Genomic DNA, 21,770 nt, shown 5'->3' with positions numbered 1-21,770 from the left:
ATATTTGTAAGTAAAGGAAGGAAAACAATGATAGAAGTATGTTGTGGAAGCTTCGAAGATGCCATGATGGCAAGCGAATGCGGAATCAAAAGAGTAGAATTAAACAGTGCATTAAGTTTAGGTGGATTAACACCATCTTTAGGAAGCTTGATCATGATCAAACAATACAGCGATATTGAGATCGTATCTATGGTAAGAGCCAGAGCAGGGGGATTCTGCTATACAAATTACCAGTATGAACAGATGCTTGAGAATCTTAAGCTATTATTAGCATATGGGACAGATGGAGTATCTTTCGGGTTCTTAAATGAAGACCGAACAATCGATAAGAACCGTTGTCAGGAATTCTTGGAAAATGTAAAAAATGAAGGACGTAAAGCAACATTCCATAGAGCATTTGACTGCACAAGAGATCCATATGAGGCAATCGAAACACTGATCGATCTAGGATTTGATCGATTACTGACAAGTGGACAGGAAGCAACCGCAGAAGAAGGAATTCATCTGTTAGCAGATCTTCAGAAAAAATATGGGAACCAGATTGAGATCATCGCAGGATGTGGAGTCAACGAAAATAACGCCCAGAAGATCATAGACAAAACAGGAATCAAACAATTACACAGCACATGCAGAGGCTGGGGAGTCGATGCGACTGGAATGGGAGAGAGAGTATCATTCCAGGTATCCGATGAAGATGGAGATCGGTATCGAAGTGTTTCTGTAGATAGAATAAAGAAATTTGTAGAGATCTGTGGATAAATTTTTAATTTGTAGTTGGCCAACTGTAGATTTCGAATATATGATAAAAAATAAATAAACGATCGGAAGAGCAGCTAGAGAATTTTCCTCACGTTTTTTACAGATCGCTGATCCGTCGGCTTTCCTTGCGTAACTCGCCTTCAAGGGTATTGAAAACAGAACTCTTTGAGGCTCAAACAACGCACCAAGCCGGTTGCGAATCCGTAAAAAACGTGGCAAAATTCTAATGCTGCTCTTCCGATCGTTTATTTATTTTTTATCATATACCAGAAGTCTAAAGTGTGGACAATTACAAGATTGGAAAACTTAAGTGGTGTGTATATTGAGTGTTATCGTTTTTTAATTTTTGTAGTGACAGACAGTGTTTATTATAAATACCAATACAGTAAAACATACACCACTACCAGTGGTTTCGATAACTGAAATTATTGAATATTATAAAAATGGTTATATGTCGGCGACCGTAGGAACACGCCTGCACTTAGCGAGTGGATGATCGTAAGATCATTCAGGAGCTTAGTACAGCTGCGTAGTGAGTCGAGCGAGAGCGCGTCGCAGACATATAACCATTTTTATAATATTCCACCAATAATTTCCGTCATCGAACTAAAACTTGACAAATTATCTCAAAGGACTATAATATATTTTAAATAAATAAACTTCACCGAAATTCGTTGAAGAGAACAACGCTGTTTTTGAATCAAGTGTTTCAGAGAGTCTGCGGTTGGTGCGAGCAGATACATTTTCATGAACAGATATCATCTCTAAGATGCGGACTGAACATTACTTGACATTAATATTTTGAACCAGTAAGTCTCGCCGGAATCCTCCGTTATAAGGAAAGCGTATGATAGTACGTTAAGAGCTGTAATTTTATTGCAGAAATTGGGTGGTAACGCGGATTAGTTCGTCCCTTTTCAGGATTTTTCTGAGAAGGGGCTTTTTTATTGCATAGAAAATTTCGATGAAATAAAAAGTCCTCTGAGCAGGATTCTTTCTTGATTTATAGCGAAGGGCGGTGAGGAATATCAGGAGGTAACATAATATGAAACAACTACAAAAACTAAGCAAATTTTTATCAGACTACACATCTATCGTTGTCATCGCAATCGCAGTCATTACATTTTTCCTGCCATCGTTGATGGGGTGGGTGAATTTTCAATTATTCACGGATCCAGTAGCAAATAAATTCACGAGTCAGTCTATCATTATTGGCGTTATCATGTTCAGTATGGGATTGACACTGACAACAGAAGATTTCAAAATTCTTGCACAAAGACCATTTGATATCTGTATTGGTGCGATCGCTCAGTATCTGATCATGCCATTCCTGGCATTTGCAATTACAAAATTACTGAATCTCCCAGATGGAATCGCTCTTGGACTGATTCTTGTAGGATGCTGTCCTGGAGGAGTATCATCAAACATTATGTCCTATCTTTGCGGTGGAGATGTTGCATTTTCTGTTGGAATGACAACTGTATCTACAATCCTCTCTCCAGTGATGACACCACTGATGGTATCCTTTCTGGCAAGCGGAGCCAAGATTACAATTCATGGATTACCAATGTTTGTATCTATCGTAGAAACGGTTATCGTACCAGTAGCGATCGGGTTTGCATTAAACTACGCATTAGGAAAAAATAAAGCATTCAAAGAAGTTCAGAAAGTCATGCCGGGTGTGGCAGTTCTTGGACTTGCATGTGTTGTTGGTGGAGTTATCTCATCACAGGGATCAAAATTCTTCCAGTCTGGAATCGTGATCTTTGTTGCAGTACTTTTACACAACGGTTTCGGATATTTCCTTGGATATTGTGCGGGAAAACTTACTGGAATGAACACAGCAAAGAAACGAACAATTTCTATCGAAGTTGGAATGCAGAATGCTGGATTAGCAACAAACCTTGCAACAACAACAGCCCAGTTCGCATCAACACCAGAATCAGCAATTATCTGTGCAGTATCTTGTGTATGGCATTCAATCTCTGGAACATTACTTGCAGGTATGTTTGCACAGTATGATAAGATAAAGAGTGGGCATAAAGAAACTGCTACAGCAAAATAAATATTTTTATTAAATGAAAAAGAGACATCCAAAGTAGCTTCCAAAGGGAAAAGTGGGACACTTTCTATTGTATTTCAAACAGAAAGTAATGTTATTATGCTTCATAAACATTCCAACAAATCGGTGTTGTAGAAGTCCTTTTACTTTCTGTTAATAAATACAAAAATTATCAATCAATACCGTCTAACATACACAATGTATAGTGGTTTGAATGACGTAAATTATTTGAATATTATAAAAAGAGATCATATGTCGGCAACCGTACGGACACGTCTGCACTTAGCGGGTGGATGGTCGTTAGACCATTCAGGAGCTTAGTACAGCTACGTGGGAGTCCGAACGCAAGTGGGTTGCAGACATATGATCTCTTTTTATAATATTCCACCAATAATTTCCGCCTTCAAACTACAAATCAGAACTTCCCTTCTTTAAACGCCCGCATCATCTCATTCGTCAAGCTAAAATCATTCGGTTGCAATTCAATTTCATCACGAGATTTCCACTCAGCAAGTTTCAATTCTGAAGCATCCATATGAATCTCTGTATCTCCATCTACCTCACAATAAAAACCAGCCAGCAGATCATCCACAACACCCCAAGGCTGAGATTTATAATATTGAATATTCTTCACACGAATACCAGCTTCTTCCATGACCTCTCGTGCAACAGTTTCTTCCAAAGTTTCACCAATTTCCGTAAATCCAGCAATTAATGCAAATGGAGTGAATCCTTTACGGTATTTTGTAAGCAGGATCTTATCACCATTTTTAACACCAACGATCACAGCAGGCACGATTCTTGGATAGATCAAGTGACCGCAAGATGGGCATTTTAAAGCACGTTCTGTGGAAGAATGAACGGTCTTGTGTCCACAGCATCCACAGAAACGGTTTGTGCGGTACCAGTTATAAAGATGTAAACCAGTGATCGCCGCAAATGTACGGTATTTTGGACCAATCTGTAAATTGCGAAGTTCACGTACGGTATTGAATTCGTAATCTTCAGGAATTTCTTCCGGAGCTTCATTTAATAAGAAGTAGTTGTCATCATCCACAGAGAAAAGATATGTAAGAGTTTTTTCTGTAACATGAGTGTCATTCACAAAATCACTCAATCTAGGGAATGATAAAAATAGATGTTCCTCATTTAAAAGAGTTGGTCTTGCAAGTTTCTTACCATCACCGGTATAGATCATTTCATCCAGAGAAAATAGATTTTCCTGCCCCATTTCTTCTAAGTCTTCTTTCTTTAATAAACGATGAAGAAGACCGTCCTGTGTAAAATATAAAATAATGCTGTCAGCATCTGGTTTTTGATCTGGATGATATTGATTGTTTAGTTTATGTGGATAAATATCTTGTATCATATGTAATAAAATTCCTCGTTTCCATTAAAATTCAAATAAAAAAAGCACTTTTATCATAACAGAATGAGGATGAAATGAACAGAAGAAAAATAAATAAAGACAAAAGATAAAAATAATGATATACTGATAAACGATTAAGCTATAAGATTAAAAAATAAATGGGGGGGGTATATAAGTGGAGATGAACAAACTATGTAGTTGTATTGTTCCATGTTTTAATGAAGAAAAAGTTATACCAATCTATTACGATGAAATGCAGAAAGTTATGAAGCAAGAAGAAAACATTGAATTTGAAATTATTTTTGTGGATGATGGAAGTAAAGATGGTACATTAGAGATTATGAGAAAATTAAGTGAGCAGGATCCTAAAGTACATTATATTTCATTTTCCAGAAATTTTGGAAAAGAAGCTGCTTTATATGCAGGGTTAGAACGTGCAAAAGGTGATTATGTTATTACCATGGATGTAGATCTTCAAGATCCACCATATTTAATTCCAAAGATGATTCGATGTATTGAAGAAGAAAACTATGATAGTGTGGCAACAAGAAGAGTGACAAGAGAAGGAGAACCTGTTATTCGTTCTTTTTTTGCAAGGCAATTTTATAAACTAATCAATAAGATTTCAGATTCAAATATAGTAGATGGAGCAAGGGATTTTCGTATGATGAAACGAAAGATGGTAGATGCTATTTTGACAATGCCAGAATATAACCGTTTTACAAAAGGAATCTTTGGATGGGTAGGATTTGAGACAAAATGGCTGGAATATAAGAATGTAGAACGTGCCGCGGGGGAGACGAAGTGGTCTTTTTGGAAGCTATTTCGTTATGCCTGTGAAGGAATTATGGCATTTTCAACAGCACCATTGATGGCAGTATCATTGATGGATGTGTTTGTATGCATTTTTGCATTTTTATTTCTGATATTTGTAATCGTGAGAGCTGCAGTATTTGGAGATCCCGTTGCCGGATGGCCGTCATTAGTATGTATTATCAGTTTTTTAAGTGGTATTCAATTGTTAGGAATGGGAGTTGTTGGTATGTATCTATCTAAGACATATCTGGAAACAAAACATCGACCGATTTATATTGAAAAGGAAAGTCATTAATAATAATGAAAGAGGAATCGTTTAAATGAAATTAACTACAAAGAAACAGCTTATGGCAAGATATACGATCTTATTTGCAATTATAAGTCTGATTGTATTTTATCTATTCTACAAAAATGGAGTGACATTCATATGGGGAGCAAAGGGACAGGATGGATTATCACAACACATCAACGCGCTGATGTACTGGGGAGAATATATCCGCAATTTCTTCTTTAATATCATCCACGGACATTTCAGATTTCCAATGTGGGATATGAGCATTGGATTTGGAGCAGACATTCTAGGAACATTAAATTATTATGCGATCGGTGATCCACTCAATCTGATTTATGTATTTTCCAATAAGTCAAATATAGAATTATTGTATAACTTTATGCTTGTATTTCGTCTATATCTGGCGGGAGTAGCATTTATCGCATTTGGACATTATCTGAAAAAAGATGGAAATGGAATCTTAGCAGGAAGTATTGTGTATATTTTTAGCGGAACATTTTTTTCATTTGCGATACGTCATCCGTTTTTCCTAAATCCAATGATCTATCTTCCATTATTATTGATGGGAGTCGAGAAGATTTACAGAAAAGAAAAACCATATTTATTTATACTTATGGTAACGGTCGCAGCGATTAGTAATTTCTATTTTTTCTATATGCTGACAGTTGCGGCAGTGGTTTACGCACTGATCAGATTTCCAGAATATAAAGAAGCAGGATTTTTCAGAACTCTTGGAAGATTTAGCGGGTGGTATCTGCTTGGAATTGGTCTTTCTGCAGTAATCTTGTTGCCTGTATTAATCGCATTTTCAGGAAATGCGCGAACTACTTCGGATGTAAATTATTTTAGTATTTTCTTATATAAGAAATCATATTACAAACAAATATTCTTACAGTTTGCGGGTTTCCAGAAGATTTATAAAGGAACAAATCTAAACTATGCAGCTTTAGGATATTGTGCAATTATTGCACTGTTCCTGAAAAGGGATAAAAAGCGGTTTTCATACAAAGTAGCAGTGGTACTTGGTATTGTCAGTCTGTTATCACCAGTGTTCGCCTATATTTTGCATGGATTTTCTTATCCGATGAATCGATGGACATTTATACTGGCATTGATTGTTGGAATGACAGTCACAGAAATCTATCCAGATCTATTTGTACTGACGAGGATCCAGAAAACAGGAATTCTTGCAGGAGCCGTTTTTTACATAGTATTCGCACTTTCCTTAGGCGATAATATGGTAAAAGGGAAATATGAATTAGCAATACTTGCAGCTACAGTACTTGCATTGTTTGTACTTAATGAGTGTAAAATGTTTGGACAGGAGAAATATAAACATTTCATTTTGTATGCAGTATTGATCTTAACAGCAGGAACTTCTTCATATGTACAGTATTCTCCAAAATATGGAGAAACAATCTCAAATTATGTAAAATCCGGGCAGGCATATGAGATGTTGTGTGGAAAAGAAATGCGGTTGATACAGCCAGATAAATATAAGATACAAAATGGTGTGTATCGTGCAGAATCTCTGGATAACAAGGTAACAAACTGGAGTTTAAATGCGCATATTCCGGGAATTACGAATTATTATAGTGTGACAGATAAGAATGTCTCAGAGACTATGCAGGAATTCGGATTAAAATCTTATCAGTATAAGTTCAAATTCCGCAAACTTGATATGAGACAAGGTCTGATGGATTTATATGGAGTTCGTTATGTAATCTGCACCAAAGAAACAGGAGCTAAATTATTATCAGATTATCGGTTGTTAAGATCAAAAGATGGGATGCAGTTGTATGAAAATAAAAATGTATTTCCATTTGGATATACTTATGATGGATATTTGTCATCACAAACATATAAAACTTTGAACCCAGCACAGAAAGAACAAGCATTGCTTCAAAGTGCGATTCTGGAAGACGACAGCAAGAGTGCGGATAAACTAAAGAAGATGACAATCCCAGAGAACGTAACAAGTCATGTTGTTGGAGAAAATTATCGCATTCATAGTGAAAAAGAAAAGGAAAAAATCATTCAGATTAAGATTCCAAAACAATATATCAAGGCGAATTCTTATATTTATCTGCAAGGAGTCAGTACAGAAGCATTGGATGGAAAAAGCAGCAGACATGTATTAGGAGTTGGGATGAACAAAAGTAACTTCCAGCTTCTTTATGGAGGTAAACAGGTTCATTTATTTAATGCAGAGAAGAATTCCAGTTACGATATTGGGAAAAGAAATTATTTGGTCAAGATGAGCAGAGATGCAGTGAAAGATCGGGAAGATACATTGACATTAAAATTTAAGTTGAAAAGTGATTATTATATTGATCGGATTTCGATTCTTACAGTGGATCAACAGACAGAGATAAAACAGATTCAAAAGAGAAAAAAAGCAGATCATCTGACCAATATTTCATATGATGGAGGAAATCATTTTTCAGGAGATATCAAGGCATCTCAAAATGAGATACTTTGTATACCAATAACATATCACAAAGGTTGGAAAGCATATGACAATGGAAAGCAAGTGAAGAGTGAGCAGGTCAATGGAATGTTTGAAGGAATCTATTTAAACAAAGGAGATCATCATATTACATTAAAATATGAAACCCCAGGCCTTAAGATTGGCGCAGTTGTGTCGTTATTTAGTTTGATCATATTATTTATCATAAGTAAAAAGAAGAAATTTCAGTAATTAAGAAAAGCTTTTATTTACCAAAAAGAAAGGTAAATGAAAGCTTTTTTCTATAAAAGAGGAAACGGAATGTACAAAAATAAAAAATGACCAATGTTCAATAAATTATTGACTTTTATCAAGGAAGTGCATATAATAACCAATGATTCAAAGAGGTATGACCTCTATATAAGTAATAAAAATGCAAGGAAGGAGCAGCTGTGATCATGTTAAAACGAGAATGGCAGAAAATTTCAAAGAACCCCTGGATGATTATCATTTTGATCGCGATCATTACGATTCCTGCAATTTATACATCTGTATTCCTTGGTTCTATGTGGGATCCATACGGAGATGCAGATCAATTACCAGTAGCGGTAGTCAATCACGATAAGAAGGTAAATTACGAGGGAAAAACATTACAAGTAGGAGATGATCTGGTAAAGAATCTGAAAGATTCAGGATCACTGGATTTTCATTTTGTAAGTGACAAGAAAGCAGAGGAAGGATTGAAGAGTGGAGAATACTATATGATCATTTCCATTCCAGAAAATTTCTCAAAGAATGCAACAACATTAATGGATAAGAATCCAAAACAGATGAAACTGACATACAAGACAAACCCAGGTACGAACTATGTAGCATCCAAGATGGATGATAGTGCCATGGCGAAGATTGAGAAGTCAGTCAGAGAAAAAGTAACAGAAACTTATGTAAAGACCGTATTTGACCAGATCAAGACAGCCGGAAGCGGTTTCCAGAAAGCAGCAGATGGATCCAAAAAGATCGAAAGTGGAGCGAAGAAGCTGAAAGCTGGAAATGATACGATCGAACAGAATTTAAAGAAATTAGCATCCAGCACATTAACATTTCAGAATGGAGCAAAATCACTTTCCGTAGGGCTAAAAACATATACAGCAGGTGTAGCCAAAGTTAACAGTGGAGCAAAATCTTTAAAATCAGGAACAAAGACATTGAAAAATGGAGTTGCAGCTCTGCAGACAGGAGCAACTCAGTTATCCAATGGCTCTAAATCCTTAAAATTAGGAATCTCCCAGTACACAAACGGAGTCAGCACAGCACAGGCTGGAAGCAAACAGCTTGCAGCGAATAATAAAGCATTAAATGCAGGTGTTGAAAAATTATCCAGTGGAAGTAAGGATTTAAAAGATGGAACTGGAACATTATCAGCAGGCCTTAAAAATCTGTTGGGTCAGACAAAAGAAACATCCAATGGACTTGGAACTCAGTTAAAAGAAAATGAAGCGAAGAAAGATGGAATTATAAGCAAACGAAGCAATTTCGATACACAATTAGAAGCATTTAATACAAAATTAAATGAATTAAATCAAATGCTTTCTGCTGGATCAACCGCATCAGAGACATCAACACAGACAGCAAACAATGAAACAGCTAAGAAGGCAGCAAGCAGTGCAGCAAATGCAAAGTCAAGTGTATCTGATTTAAACGGCAAAGTAAGCGAGTTAAAGAATTCATCTGTACTTGATAAATTAAGCGAAGAAGATAAAAAAGCATTATTAGCTGAAATCGACGAGGTAGATAGCGCAGCATCTGATGTTGAAAATAATGTTGATGAAACATATACAAATGCACAGAAAGCGGCAGATACAAAAACAACAGCAAAAACACAGTCCGCAAGTAGTGAACAGCAACTTGCAACGGTAAAAGCATATGTTAGTTCTTTAGCAGATTCATCTAAGCAACTTGCAGAATCATCCCAGACACTTTCTGGATACGAAAAAGCGATGATGAATGGTCTGTATGAAGGCTTAAATGAAGTAAAAACAACATTAGACCGTCAGGGAACAACTCAGGATACAATGGGTATGATTCAGGCGTTAACTCAGTTATCAGAAGGTGCCAAAAAAGTACAGACAGGAATGACAACCTTAGAATCCGGAATCAATGACAGCACAAGCGGATTAAAGATTGGAATTGCCAACTATACAGCAGGAGTTGAAAGTCTGAACACAGGACTTACAACATTAACAAACAACTCCAAAGCATTAAATAGCGGAGCAACTCAGCTGAATAGTGGAATTGGTCAGGTAAGCTCAAAACTTCCAACATTTAAGTCAGGAACAGCAAAGCTTTACAAAGGAACAAAAACACTGAAATCAGGAACAGCAGCCTTAGTTGCCAACAACAATACATTAAACAGTGGAGCTGGACAGTTAGCATCTGGAGCTGGACAGATCGCAAGCGGATCAAGTCAGTTAGCAGCAGGATCTACAACTCTTGGAAATGGAATCGGAACACTTCAGAGTGGAAGCAAGACATTAAAAGATTCCTTACAAAAAGGAGCAGATCAGGTTAACAGTATCAAGGCAACCAAGAAGACAAACAAAATGTTTGCCGCACCAGTAAAAGCTAAGAATGTAGAATATTCACACGTTGATAACAATGGTCACGCAATGGCACCATATATGATGTCCGTTGGATTATTCGTAGCATGTATGGCATTTACATTAATGTATCCTTTAATGGAGAAAAACGAAGAAGTCAAGAGTGGACTTCAGTGGTGGTTAAGCAAAGTCACAGTTATGGCAGCAGTATCCATTGCGCAGGCAGTGATCATGGTTGCAGTTTTAATGGGAATCAATGGACTCGAACCACATTACGTAGGAAAAACATTTGGAATGGCCGTCTTAGCATCCATGGCATTTATGTCATTGATCTGCTTTGGCGAGATGTTATTAAACCGTGTCGGAAGTTACGTCATGTTAGTATTCATGGTCGTACAGTTAGGTGCAGCCGGAGGAACATATCCATTGGATATGGCACCACACTTCTACACAGTATTACACAAATATATGCCATTCAGCTATACAGTACACGCATTCCGTCACACACTATCCATGGATGGACGGATCGGACAGGATATTGCAGTATTTGTTGGAATCTTAGTTGTGTCAACATTAGCAACGATCATCTTCTACCGATTCAGAATGAAGAAACAGGTTGGAGGAACATTGGAACCTAATGGAGCGCCACAGCATTAGATATAAAAATAATTAAATAAAACTCTAATGAACAAAAGACTAGGACAATCAGTTTTGGATTGTATAGATATACATCTTCCAAAACTGATTGTCCTAGTCTTTTTATTGTTGTTGTATGCATGAAAAATGTGTATAAAATGTGAACAAATACATTGAATAAAGATTAATGCAGGAGTATAATTAAAAAAGTATAGTAATTGTAAATAGGGATAATAAGTTAATAGGGAGCTTTCACTTATGAAGAAGACTAAGATTCCACGGAAAAAAGTACGTGGAAAGAAAGCAACTGTAACGATTAAAATTAAATAATCCCAAAATGCGCTAAAAGAGTGATCAGATTGATCACTCTTTTATGCATTCTACACAAAAAAGTGTTATAATAAACAAAGCAATATGCAGATTCAAACATGAAGAAAAGGAGGACGAATTTCATGCAAAAAGGATGGAAAGTATTCAGCCACTTAAATGGCAAGAGTAGAAAGAAACTGTTAGCATGTCTGCTCAGCATATCTATGATACCGGTCAACGGATTTACGGTAATGGCGGCAACAGCAGATCAGGGGAATCAGGCAGCGGTGACACAGGAAGGTACAACCACACCAACAGTTACAAGTGGAATTTCATTTGCGGCAGAATCCCAGAATGTAACAGTAGGAAATTTCAAGTATTATGAATTCCAGGGAACTCAGGCAAAAGACTTTGATAAAGTCAACTTCAATATTTCTGATCAAACAGCATTAAAGATTGAACAAAAGACTTTCAAACAAGCAGATGGAACAGAAGTTGTGAAGTATATGCCGATTGCATTAAAAGACAGCGGAAAAGTTACTGTAATAGCAACATTTGAAAAGAATAAAAAGCCATTAGATGGAGTAAGTGCTCAGCTTGAATTTAATTTAAGCAAAGATGATAATATCATTCCATTTACTTCACAAACGATGTATCAGGTATTTAGTGGAAAGGAAGAAGGTGCACTTACCAAAGCAGACTTAGCAGCGAAGACAGAGATCAATCTTTCTGATAAAGGTCTGACAGATGCAGAAGTAGCATATCTTCAGTATGCAACTGGTTGTGAAAAATTAGATTTAAGCAAGAATACAAATGTAAGTAAGATTGATGCATTAAAATCTATGACGAATCTAAAGGAAATCAATCTGGAAGGTACAAAGGTTTCCACAGCAGACAGAATTGCGTTGATCAAGAAAGATCCGATCACAGTAGAAAAAGGAGCCAAAACAAATGATCCTATCCTTCCAAAAGGAATCTTAAAAGGATGCAAAGATGTTAAGTATTCTGAGGAAGTAGCAGCAGGAACAACAGCAAAATTAAAATCAATCCAGGTTCAGACAGATGGAACCATAAGTCTGGAAGTAGTGGATACAGCAGAAGCAGGAACGACGAATTTGAAAGTTGAGAGTACAACAACACCAACAGTATTTGTAACGATTCCAGTAAATGTGACAGCCAAAAGTGCAACAACACCAGAGTTTGATAAAAATGATCCAAATGTAAGTGTAGGAGCATTTAAGAAACAGATCAAGTTAAATAATCTGGAAAAAGATGATGTAGTAACGATCACATCAAAAGATACAAAGATCTTAAATATCCGCACAGAAACAGCGCAGGATGGAACAAAGACATACTATCTGGAACCAAAAGCAGCAGGAAAAGCAACGGTAGAAGCGGTAGTAGCAAGAGCAGGAAAGACATATACAGCAACGATTGAGATTCAGGTAGCAGCCGTAGGAAAAGATATCATTCCACTGACAAGTTACAAAGTATACGATGCATTAGAGACAGATGCAGATAAAGATGGAAAAAAAGAAAAGGCAGATGCAAATAACGATGGAATGATCTCAACAGAAGAGATCAAAAATGTAAAATCTATTAATTTAGAAAATAAAGATCTGACGAATGCAGATTTAGCAGGTTTATCCGAAGCAGTCAATTGCGAAAAGATCGATCTCGAAAACAACAAAAACATCACAGACATCAGTTTCATAAAGAATTTAAAACAGTTAAAAACACTCTATCTAAGAGGAACATCTGTGACAGATTTTACAGCATTAAATGATCTGAAAGCACAGTTAGAATCATTATATCTGCCAACAACAGCAAGCACAGCGACAAGAATGTCATTCTTAAGCGACAGCCTGTATCTAAAAGAAGGACAGGAATTAACAATACAGCAGTTTACAAAAGGTGTATTCGTAGATAGCAAAGAAGCATGCACGATCACATCATCTAATCTGGCAGCAGTATCCATTACAGGAGATAAGATCAAAGCCGGAACAAAAGGTCAGATGGCAACACTGACATTAAAAGCTGGAACAACAACAAAAACGATCAAAGTTTACACAACAGACGAAACAGGTAAGATTCCTACACAGGCGGTTGTATTAAACAAAACATTTGTAACATTAAATCCAGGCAAGACAGAACAGCTGAAGATCACATATTTACCAGATTATGCAACAGCTTCAATTGGAACAGTAAAATGGACATCTTCTAACGAAGCAGTTGTAACAGTTGATGCAGCAGGTAAATTAACAGCTAAGGCTGCAGGAAAAGCAATTATTACGGCAATAACATCTGACGGAAATGTAATGTACTGCATCGTAACAGTAGAAAATATCAAAGTCAGCAAGATTACGATCACAACAACAACATCTAACAAGATCGCAACTGGTAAGAAAGTAACATTAAAGGCGATCGTAACACCATCCAACGCATACAATAAAGGTGTTACATGGAAATCAAGCAATACCAAAGTTGCAACAGTTAGCAGCAGCGGTGTCGTTACAACGAAGAAGAAAATGGGTGGAAAAACAGTAACGATCACAGCGACAGCCAAAGACGGAAGTGGTAAGAAAGCATCATATAAGATCTATGTCAAGAAAGGTATTGTAAAGAAAGTCTATATTTCTGGAGTTAAATCAGTAAAAGCTGGTAAGAAGTTATATCTGAAAGGAAAAACAAGTGCATCTTCAGGGGCAAATAGAACTTTAAAATGGTCAAGCAGCAATACAAAATATGCGAAAGTTTCTTCCAAAGGAACTGTAACAACATACAAAGCTGGAAAGAAAAAATCCGTGAAGATCACAGCAAGAGCAGTGGATGGAAGCGGAAAGAGCAAGACGGTTACAATTAAAATTAAATAGTAAAGTAATCTCTGATATTTATTGAAAGAAAAAGCAGTTAGAAATCAAAATTTAAGATTTCTAGCTGCTTTTCTTCTAAATTGCAAAAGTAGTAACAAAAACTTGCAATACCCCTCTTATATTAAATCAAATGATAATGTTCAAATGCATGATAAATCCCGTCATCGTTTACGGAATCTGTAACATATTCCGCAATTGCTTTTAATTCATCACAGGCATTTCCCATAGCAATTCCATGGCCAGCAGCTTTAAACATGGAGATATCGTTATTACTGTCTCCAAATGCGTAGCAGTCATCTGTAGAGATGTTGAGATGATCAGCGACATATGTAAGACCAGTCCCTTTATCAGGATTTTCAACATGATCCCATGTAAATTCATGCGCCATATAAGGAGCAAGGTCAAAAGCAGTGATCATAAATCCATAATGTGGATGAAAGTCAACATTATGATCGCGGAAATAAGAACATTTTTCCCCTTCAAAGGTGCCATAGATATTGTTTTCTTCGCAAATCCGTTTGATCTGTTTGACCACTGTTTTAGGAACTGTTTTGTGATAGATCGTTTCACCATCCAGAAAGATTAGTTTGTTGTTTTCACTCATATTATCATTACCTATCTAAATATTTATAAAAATTAAGAGCCGGATACAAATGAAGATTGATGGTCCGGCTCTGTGCTGTAAGGATATAGTTGACTATTCTTCCACAGTTACAGTCTTCATAACTTGTGGTTCCAATGGTTTATCGGAATAATCTGTTGCAACTTCAGCGATCTTATTTACAACATCCATTCCTTCGATGATCTTACCAAATGCTGCGTACTGTCCATCTAAATGTGGAGCAGCTTTGTGCATGATAAAGAACTGTGATCCGGCAGAATCAGGCATCATAGAACGAGCCATGGATAAAACACCAGGAGTGTGTTTTAAGTTGTTGATCACACCGTTCTGGCTGAACTCTCCTTTGATCGTATGTCCAGGACCACCTGTTCCTGTACCTAATGGGCATCCACCCTGGATCATAAATCCGTTGATGATACGATGGAAAGTTAAACCATCATAGAAACCGTCTTTTACAAGATTTACAAAGTTCTCAACAGTGATCGGAGCGATCTCCGGATATAATTCTGCTTTCATTACATCACCATTTTCCATAGTGATCGTTACAATTGGATTTGCCATAATATGAAATTCCTTTCTATATTTTATAATCTTTTGCCATTTACGGCTATGCTTTGATTATAATGGAAATACTAAAAAAAGTACAGCAGTTTGACCAGAAGAGTTACAATCCAAAATATGCATATTTTTTCACAAAAATTACAAAAAAGTTAAGAATATGAACAAAATTTAATGAAAAAGCTTTTATTTCTACAAAATGCGAGTATAATAGCATAGGAACATAGTATGATTTTAAAATCATACGATAATAAAAATTTGGGAGGACATCATGGATTTATATTTAGATTTTGATCATAATTCCAGAAGGCGCAGAAGGGGGCGCAGACGTGGAAGAAGAAATCGTTCCAGAGCTCCATTTGTCATTGGAGTCATCATTTTACTAGTGGTCATTGTGGCAGGAGGTATATTTGCTGGAAGAAAATATATGGCTTACAGGCAGCAGAAAGCAGAAGAGGCCAGAAAACTTGCAGAGGCAAGAAGAGTCGTCACAGTCATGATCCCGGAAGGATATTCCATTGATATGATAGCAAAACGACTAGAGAAACAGGGAGTCTTTAAAGCAGATGAATTTATAAAGGCTGCGAAGAATACAGATCAGTATAAAAACGATTTTATTAAAGACATTGACCCAAAGAAGGGAACAAAGTACAAATTAGAAGGTTATCTGTATCCGGATACTTATAAGATTTACAAAAGTTCCAAACCAGAAGATCTGATCCAGAAGATGCTTGATAATTTCGATAAGAAATATTCAGCACTTGCGAAGTCTTATAAAGGAAAGCGTTCTATGGCAGAGATCATGACGATCGCATCAATGATCGAACGTGAAGCAAGCAATATGTCAGAACGTCCGATGATCGCAGGAGTCATTGAGAATCGCCTTGCAGCGAAAATGAGACTTCAGATCGATCCGACCGTTTTGTATACCACAACAAATGGATTATATAATGCGAAGAAAGTTTATTATAAAGATCTGAAAGTGAAAACGGTGTATAATACTTACGTTATGAAAGGGTTACCAGCAGGACCGATCTGTAATCCGTCAGACACGGCGATCAAGGCTGCGATGCATCCGAAGAAACATGATTATCTATATTATAGAACTGACGGAAGCAAAAAGGGAACTCATATTTTCACAAAAACATTCGATGAACATAAGAATGCGAAAAGCACAAGTACAAAAGATAAAAATAGTACAAATAGCACAAATACAACGAATTCAAAATCTTGAGTATTTTACTAAGGATTCAAAAAGATTGTTATTTTTTTGGCGTACAAAAAAAAATACCTAAAAATACATAAAAATCTCTTTAAAAACTTGTGCAAATAATGTAGAATAAAGCTGTATACAAAAGTTATATGTATACAGCTTTGTTTATGTTTTAAGCAACTTGTGAAAGTTGTAGTGATATTTTCTACGCCCATATGCTAGGTGGACGTAGAGATTAACAATGTGTGAATATATTCACACGAGATTTTTTAGGAGGAAGAGAACATGGCAAGAAAAATGAAAACCATGGATGGTAACACAGCCGCTGCACACGTATCATATGCTTTTACAGAAGCTGCAGCAATTTATCCTATTACACCATCCTCACCAATGGCAGAGTCAACTGACCAGTGGGCAACACAGGGAAAGAAAAATATTTTCGGACATCCTGTAAAATTAGTTGAAATGCAGTCTGAAGGAGGAGCAGCAGGAACTGTACATGGTTCTTTAGCAGCTGGTGCATTAACAACTACTTATACAGCATCTCAGGGTCTGTTATTAATGATCCCTAACATGTATAAGATCGCTGGTGAACAGATGCCTTGCGTATTTGATGTATCTGCTCGTGCACTTGCATCTCACGCACTGAACATCTTTGGTGACCACTCTGACGTTTATGCATGTCGTCAGACAGGTTTCGCAATGCTTTGCAGCTCTAGTGTTCAGGAAGTTATGGACTTAGGAGCAGTAGCTCATTTAGCAACAATTAAAGGACGTGTTCCTGTATTACATTTCTTCGATGGATTTAGAACATCTCATGAAATTCAGAAAATCGAAATGTGGGATTATGATGATCTTGCAGATATGGTTGATTATGAAGCAATCGACAAATTCAGAGCTGAGTGCTTAAACCCAGAACATCCAGTTCTTCGTGGATCAGCTCAGAACCCAGACATCTTCTTCCAGGCAAGAGAAGCAGCTAACTCAACATATAATGCTTTCCCTGCAATCGTTGAAGATTACATGAATCAGGTTAACGCTAAGATCGGAACAGATTATAAATTATTCAACTACTATGGAGCTGAAGACGCTGAGAGCGTAATCATCGCTATGGGATCTGTTTGTGAAACAATCGACGAAACAATCGATTACTTAATGAAACAGGGTAAAAAAGTCGGTGTTGTTAAAGTTCGTCTTTACAGACCATTCGTTGCTGAGAAATTAGTAGAAGCAATCCCTGATACAGCAAAAGTTATCAACGTATTAGACAGATCTAAAGAGCCTGGAGCAAGAGAACCATTATACCTTGATGTTGTTAACGCATTAAGGGGAACAAAATTCGAAAGCTGCACAATCAATGGTGGACGTTATGGATTAGGTTCTAAAGATACTACACCAGCTGATATCATCGCTACATTCGAAAACGTTGATAAAAACGAATTCACATTATCTATCGTGGATGATGTTACAAACTTATCTCTTGAAAGAGGAGAAACTCCAGTTACAGCTCCAGACAGCATCGTAGCTTGTAAATTCTGGGGACTTGGAGCCGACGGTACTGTTGGTGCTAACAAGAACTCTATCAAGATCATTGGTGACCATACAGACAAATATGCTCAGGCATACTTTGATTATGACTCTAAGAAATCCGGTGGTGTTACAATGTCCCACTTACGTTTCGGAGATGACCCAATCAAATCAACATACCTGATCAACAAAGCTGACTTTGTTGCTTGCCATTGTGCACCATATTTAACAAAATATAACATGGTTCAGGACTTAAAAGACGGTGGAACATTCCTGTTAAACTGCAGCTGGACTCCAGAAGAAGTTGGAGAACATCTTCCAGGACAGGTAAAAGCTTACTTAGCTAAACACAACATTAAGTTCTATATCATTGACGGTATCAAGATCGGTAAAGAAATCGGACTTGGTGGACGTATCAATACTGTATTACAGTCTGCATTCTTTAAATTATCAGGAATCATCCCTGAAGAAGATGCGATCAAATACATGAAAGACGCTGCAACAGCTTCTTACAGCAAGAAGGGTGAAGCTATCGTTAAGATGAACCACGATGCGATCGACGCTGGTGCAAAAGCTATCGTTGAAGTACCAGTTCCAGCTGAATGGGCTGACGCTGAAGCAGAAAGCTTATTCGTTGAAGCTAAGGGAGATAACAAACCTCTTGTTGATTACATCAACAACGTACAGAACTACGTTAATGGACAGGAAGGTAACGCTCTTAAAGTTAGCGATTTAGTACCTTACGTAGATGGACATATGCCTTTAGGTGCATCTGCATTCGAAAAACGTGGAGTAGCAGTAGACGTTCCTTCTTGGAATCCAGATAACTGTATCCAGTGTAACTTCTGTGCTTATGTATGTCCTCATGCAACAATCCGTCCAGTAGCTATGACAGAAGAAGAAGCTAAAGCAGCTCCAGCAGCTACTAAGACAGCTGATATGACTGGAATGCCAGGATACAAATTCGCTATGACAGTTACAGTTCTTGACTGTTTAGGATGCGGATCTTGTGTAAACATCTGTCCAGGTAAGAAGGGTGAAAAAGCTCTTACAATGCAGGGATTAGATTCTCAGAGAGATCAGCAGGAAGTTTATGACTATGGTCAGAAATTACCAGCAAAAGAAGAAGTACTTGCTAAATTCAAAGCTGATTCCGTTAAAGGAAGCCAGTTCAGACAGCCAATGCTTGAGTTCTCAGGAGCATGTGCTGGTTGTGGTGAAACACCTTATGCTAAACTGATCACTCAGTTATTCGGTGAAAGAATGTACATCGCAAACGCAACAGGATGTTCTTCTATCTGGGGTGGATCTGCACCTGCTACACCATACACAACAAACGCTAAAGGACAGGGACCAGCTTGGGCTAACTCACTGTTCGAAGATAACGCAGAGTTTGGTTTAGGTATGTTCACAGGACAGAATACATTAAGAGAACAGACAAAAGAAAAAGTTGTTGCATTAGCTGAATCTACAGATAACGCAGATGTTAAAGCAGCAGCAGCTGAATACTTAGACACATATGCAGACGGAAGCAAGAACGGAGCAGCTACAGATAAATTAGTAGCAGCATTAGAAGCTTGTGGATGTGACGCTGCCAAAGAAATCCTTGCTAAGAAAGAATTCTTATCTAAGAAATCTCAGTGGATCTTCGGTGGTGACGGATGGGCATACGACATCGGATTCGGTGGTGTTGACCATGTATTAGCATCTGGAGAAGACGTAAACGTATTCGTATTCGATACAGAAGTTTACTCTAACACAGGTGGACAGGCATCTAAATCTACTAACTTAGGTGCAATCGCTCAGTTCCAGGCAGCTGGTAAAGGAACTAAGAAGAAAGACCTTGCAGCAATCGCAATGAGCTACGGATATGTATATGTAGCACAGATCGCTATGGGTGCTGATTACAACCAGACAGTTAAAGCAATCGCTGAAGCTGAAGCTTATCCAGGACCATCATTAGTAATCGGATACGCTCCATGTATCAACCATGGTATCAAGGGTGGAATGAAGATTGCTCAGACAGAAGAAAAGAAAGCTGTTACTTCTGGATACTGGAATCTGTTCAGATTCAACCCAACATTAGCTGCTGAAGGAAAGAATCCATTCCACTTAGATTCTAAAGCTCCTACAACAGAATACGAAGATTTCATCATGGGAGAAGTTCGTTACAACGCTTTATCTCGTCAGAATCCTGAAAGAGCTAAAGAACTGTTCGCAGAAGCTAAAGCAAACGCAGAAGCTAAATACAACAGATTAAAAGAAATGTCTGATAAATAGGAATTACCTATTATTTAGATGATCTTAATCTAATAAATCAAAATCCCTCTTTGTGAGTAATCGCAAAGAGGGATTTTTCCATTTCTAAGAACAACGTCGAAACGTCTTATCTGTAATGATTCTGGCAAAGATCAATCCAAGTGGTAATGCCGTAATAATAAGCAAGGCTTCTGTAAACCAAAATGCACCAGCATCAATGGAAGTAATGCCAATGTTATAAATTGCCCGGTACAGATACAATCCAGGAACCATAATAACGATTGATGGCACAGTCAGTGAGATCCGAGGATAACCAATCGAAGTCTTGATCATAGATGCCAGAAGACCAGCAAGCAAAGCTCCAAGGAATGCAGCCGCAGCTGGCGGAAATGATGCAAGATCAACCAGTTCCAGACGAGTTGTATTTGCAATTGCTCCAATGATCCCTGCTGTAGCAGCAAGTTGTAATGGACTGTTAAACATTACGGAGAAACCTAAAACTCCAAAAAAGCTTGCGATCAGTCGAAATATCAGGTATTCTGACTTGCTTAAATTCAATGGAAGAAAATCCATCGGTTTTAAATGAAGAACTAAAGCAAGCATCCATGCAGCTAAAGTTGCAACAGCAATGATAATCAGTGCGTAAGCCAGACGTTCAAGTCCGGAACGCATATCCAATTTTGCAAGGTCAATTCCACTTGTGATAAATGGAAATCCTGGAATAATGAATAACATAGAACAGATATAACCAGCTTGATGGTGTATCGAAATATGAAATCCAGATTTCAATGCCATGAAGGCAATTGTGTATACAATACATGCCAAAGCAACGCTTGCCGCAGTGCATAGGAATAAAGTTAAATGATGTTGATTCATTTTTGCCCGGAGAAAATTTCCGGCACCAGCACCTAAGAATGCACAAAACATCTCAATCGGTCCGCCACCGAGTAAAAAAGTAAATGCACTGCATGCAACAGCTGCAGCCAGACCAAGGAATGGCGGAGAGTAAAATCCATGAATTTCATGAATCTGATCAAGTAGTGTATGAAGTTCATCTCCAGACATCTTCTTGCAGTTTTTGGAAAATTTGTTAACAAACAATTCCATTCGATAAAGTTTTGATGTATTTACGCCTGTATTAAACAGACATAGGGATTCTGTATAACAGTTACCACCATCAATACAAGTATATTCAATTGATAATAAACCAATATCAGCAGTACAAGTAATTCCAAGTTCTCTAGCCAGTGTGTTCATAGAACTTCGTACTCTCCATGCTCCAGTTCCGCAAGATAGAAGCATAATTCCAGTACGACCGATGATCGAGGCTTTCTCACTTAACGAAGCTTCCGTGATCGGACGACCAATACTTTTTCTTGTATAATCATGCCAAGGAATCCGCATATGATTATGAAATTCTTCCTCCATA

At 37.4% G+C, this 21,770-nt stretch carries 12 protein-coding genes and 1 other annotated feature; of the genes, 8 read left to right on the top strand and 4 right to left on the bottom strand.

Annotated elements, in window-relative coordinates:
- Positions 1–27: 27 nt before the first annotated feature.
- Positions 28–759 carry a copper homeostasis protein CutC gene (locus tag QUE18_RS12600; RefSeq protein WP_009202848.1) on the top strand — a complete coding sequence of 244 codons (732 nt, stop codon included), beginning with the start codon at positions 28–30 and terminating at the stop codon, positions 757–759.
- Between the two features lie 665 nt (positions 760–1,424).
- Positions 1,425–1,677, top strand: a binding site (T-box leader).
- 127 nt (positions 1,678–1,804) lie between these two features.
- Positions 1,805–2,824, top strand: a complete 1,020-nt coding sequence (locus tag QUE18_RS12595; protein ID WP_009203663.1) for a bile acid:sodium symporter family protein — start codon at positions 1,805–1,807, stop codon at positions 2,822–2,824.
- Between the two features lie 412 nt (positions 2,825–3,236).
- Here QUE18_RS12595 and nudC read toward each other — a convergent pair whose 3' ends face one another.
- Entirely contained in the window at positions 3,237–4,190 is a 954-nt protein-coding gene (gene nudC / locus QUE18_RS12590; RefSeq protein WP_009203664.1) for an NAD(+) diphosphatase, read from the bottom strand.
- Positions 4,191–4,371: 181 nt separating this feature from the next.
- Here nudC and QUE18_RS12585 point away from each other — a divergent pair, with 181 nt between their 5' ends.
- From QUE18_RS12585 to QUE18_RS12570, 4 genes are all read left to right on the top strand, one after another.
- Positions 4,372–5,301: a glycosyltransferase family 2 protein gene (locus tag QUE18_RS12585; RefSeq protein WP_009203665.1), complete on the top strand. Its 930-nt coding sequence runs from the start codon at positions 4,372–4,374 to the stop codon at positions 5,299–5,301.
- Between the two features lie 25 nt (positions 5,302–5,326).
- A complete protein-coding gene (locus QUE18_RS12580; RefSeq protein WP_009203666.1) occupies positions 5,327–7,999 on the top strand; it encodes a YfhO family protein in 2,673 nt (890 codons plus the stop codon).
- A gap of 206 nt (positions 8,000–8,205) precedes the next feature.
- On the top strand, positions 8,206–11,001 hold the full coding sequence (locus QUE18_RS12575) for a YhgE/Pip domain-containing protein (RefSeq protein ID WP_286257985.1): 2,796 nt from the start codon (positions 8,206–8,208) through the stop codon (positions 10,999–11,001).
- A 431-nt stretch (positions 11,002–11,432) separates the two neighbouring features.
- Positions 11,433–14,162 carry an Ig-like domain-containing protein gene (locus QUE18_RS12570; RefSeq protein WP_242852724.1) on the top strand — a complete coding sequence of 910 codons (2,730 nt, stop codon included), beginning with the start codon at positions 11,433–11,435 and terminating at the stop codon, positions 14,160–14,162.
- 121 nt (positions 14,163–14,283) lie between these two features.
- On the opposite strand, the gene QUE18_RS12565 is transcribed toward QUE18_RS12570, so the two are convergent.
- Together QUE18_RS12565 and QUE18_RS12560 are read right to left on the bottom strand one after the other, a co-directional pair.
- Positions 14,284–14,766: an HAD family hydrolase gene (locus QUE18_RS12565; RefSeq protein ID WP_009203669.1), complete on the bottom strand. Its 483-nt coding sequence runs from the start codon at positions 14,764–14,766 to the stop codon at positions 14,284–14,286.
- 93 nt (positions 14,767–14,859) lie between these two features.
- Positions 14,860–15,345 (bottom strand): peptidylprolyl isomerase, encoded by a 486-nt coding sequence (locus tag QUE18_RS12560; protein WP_008393484.1) that lies wholly within the window; start codon positions 15,343–15,345, stop codon positions 14,860–14,862.
- 268 nt (positions 15,346–15,613) lie between these two features.
- Between QUE18_RS12560 and mltG the strand changes: the two genes are divergently transcribed.
- Together mltG and nifJ are read left to right on the top strand one after the other, a co-directional pair.
- Positions 15,614–16,576: an endolytic transglycosylase MltG gene (mltG, locus tag QUE18_RS12555; protein ID WP_009203670.1), complete on the top strand. Its 963-nt coding sequence runs from the start codon at positions 15,614–15,616 to the stop codon at positions 16,574–16,576.
- Positions 16,577–16,840: 264 nt separating this feature from the next.
- Entirely contained in the window at positions 16,841–20,362 is a 3,522-nt protein-coding gene (nifJ, locus tag QUE18_RS12550; protein WP_009203671.1) for a pyruvate:ferredoxin (flavodoxin) oxidoreductase, read from the top strand.
- 84 nt (positions 20,363–20,446) lie between these two features.
- Here the strand turns inward: nifJ and QUE18_RS12545 are convergent, their stop codons facing one another.
- The gene (locus QUE18_RS12545) at positions 20,447–21,769 is read right to left on the bottom strand and encodes a threonine/serine exporter family protein (RefSeq protein ID WP_009203672.1); all 1,323 of its coding nucleotides are present in this window, start codon (positions 21,767–21,769) and stop codon (positions 20,447–20,449) included.
- Position 21,770 lies beyond the last annotated feature (1 nt).

The organism is Anaerostipes hadrus ATCC 29173 = JCM 17467 (assembly GCF_030296915.1).
Taxonomy (GTDB): domain Bacteria; phylum Bacillota; class Clostridia; order Lachnospirales; family Lachnospiraceae; genus Anaerostipes; species Anaerostipes hadrus.
The sequence above is the reverse complement of the archived record's forward strand: the minus strand, read 5'-3'. Positions and strand labels throughout refer to the sequence as shown.

What these genes read in the sequence shown, in the direction of transcription:
- QUE18_RS12600 (WP_009202848.1), top strand. Translation starts at nt 28, where the DNA reads ATGATAGAAGTATGTTGTGGAAGCTTCGAAGATGCCATGATGGCAAGC.
- QUE18_RS12595 (WP_009203663.1), top strand. Translation starts at nt 1,805, where the DNA reads ATGAAACAACTACAAAAACTAAGCAAATTTTTATCAGACTACACATCT.
- nudC (WP_009203664.1), bottom strand. Translation starts at nt 4,190, where the DNA reads ATGATACAAGATATTTATCCACATAAACTAAACAATCAATATCATCCA.
- QUE18_RS12585 (WP_009203665.1), top strand. Translation starts at nt 4,372, where the DNA reads ATGAACAAACTATGTAGTTGTATTGTTCCATGTTTTAATGAAGAAAAA.
- QUE18_RS12580 (WP_009203666.1), top strand. Translation starts at nt 5,327, where the DNA reads ATGAAATTAACTACAAAGAAACAGCTTATGGCAAGATATACGATCTTA.
- QUE18_RS12575 (WP_286257985.1), top strand. Translation starts at nt 8,206, where the DNA reads ATGTTAAAACGAGAATGGCAGAAAATTTCAAAGAACCCCTGGATGATT.
- QUE18_RS12570 (WP_242852724.1), top strand. Translation starts at nt 11,433, where the DNA reads ATGCAAAAAGGATGGAAAGTATTCAGCCACTTAAATGGCAAGAGTAGA.
- QUE18_RS12565 (WP_009203669.1), bottom strand. Translation starts at nt 14,766, where the DNA reads ATGAGTGAAAACAACAAACTAATCTTTCTGGATGGTGAAACGATCTAT.
- QUE18_RS12560 (WP_008393484.1), bottom strand. Translation starts at nt 15,345, where the DNA reads ATGGCAAATCCAATTGTAACGATCACTATGGAAAATGGTGATGTAATG.
- mltG (WP_009203670.1), top strand. Translation starts at nt 15,614, where the DNA reads ATGGATTTATATTTAGATTTTGATCATAATTCCAGAAGGCGCAGAAGG.
- nifJ (WP_009203671.1), top strand. Translation starts at nt 16,841, where the DNA reads ATGGCAAGAAAAATGAAAACCATGGATGGTAACACAGCCGCTGCACAC.
- QUE18_RS12545 (WP_009203672.1), bottom strand. Translation starts at nt 21,769, where the DNA reads ATGGAGGAAGAATTTCATAATCATATGCGGATTCCTTGGCATGATTAT.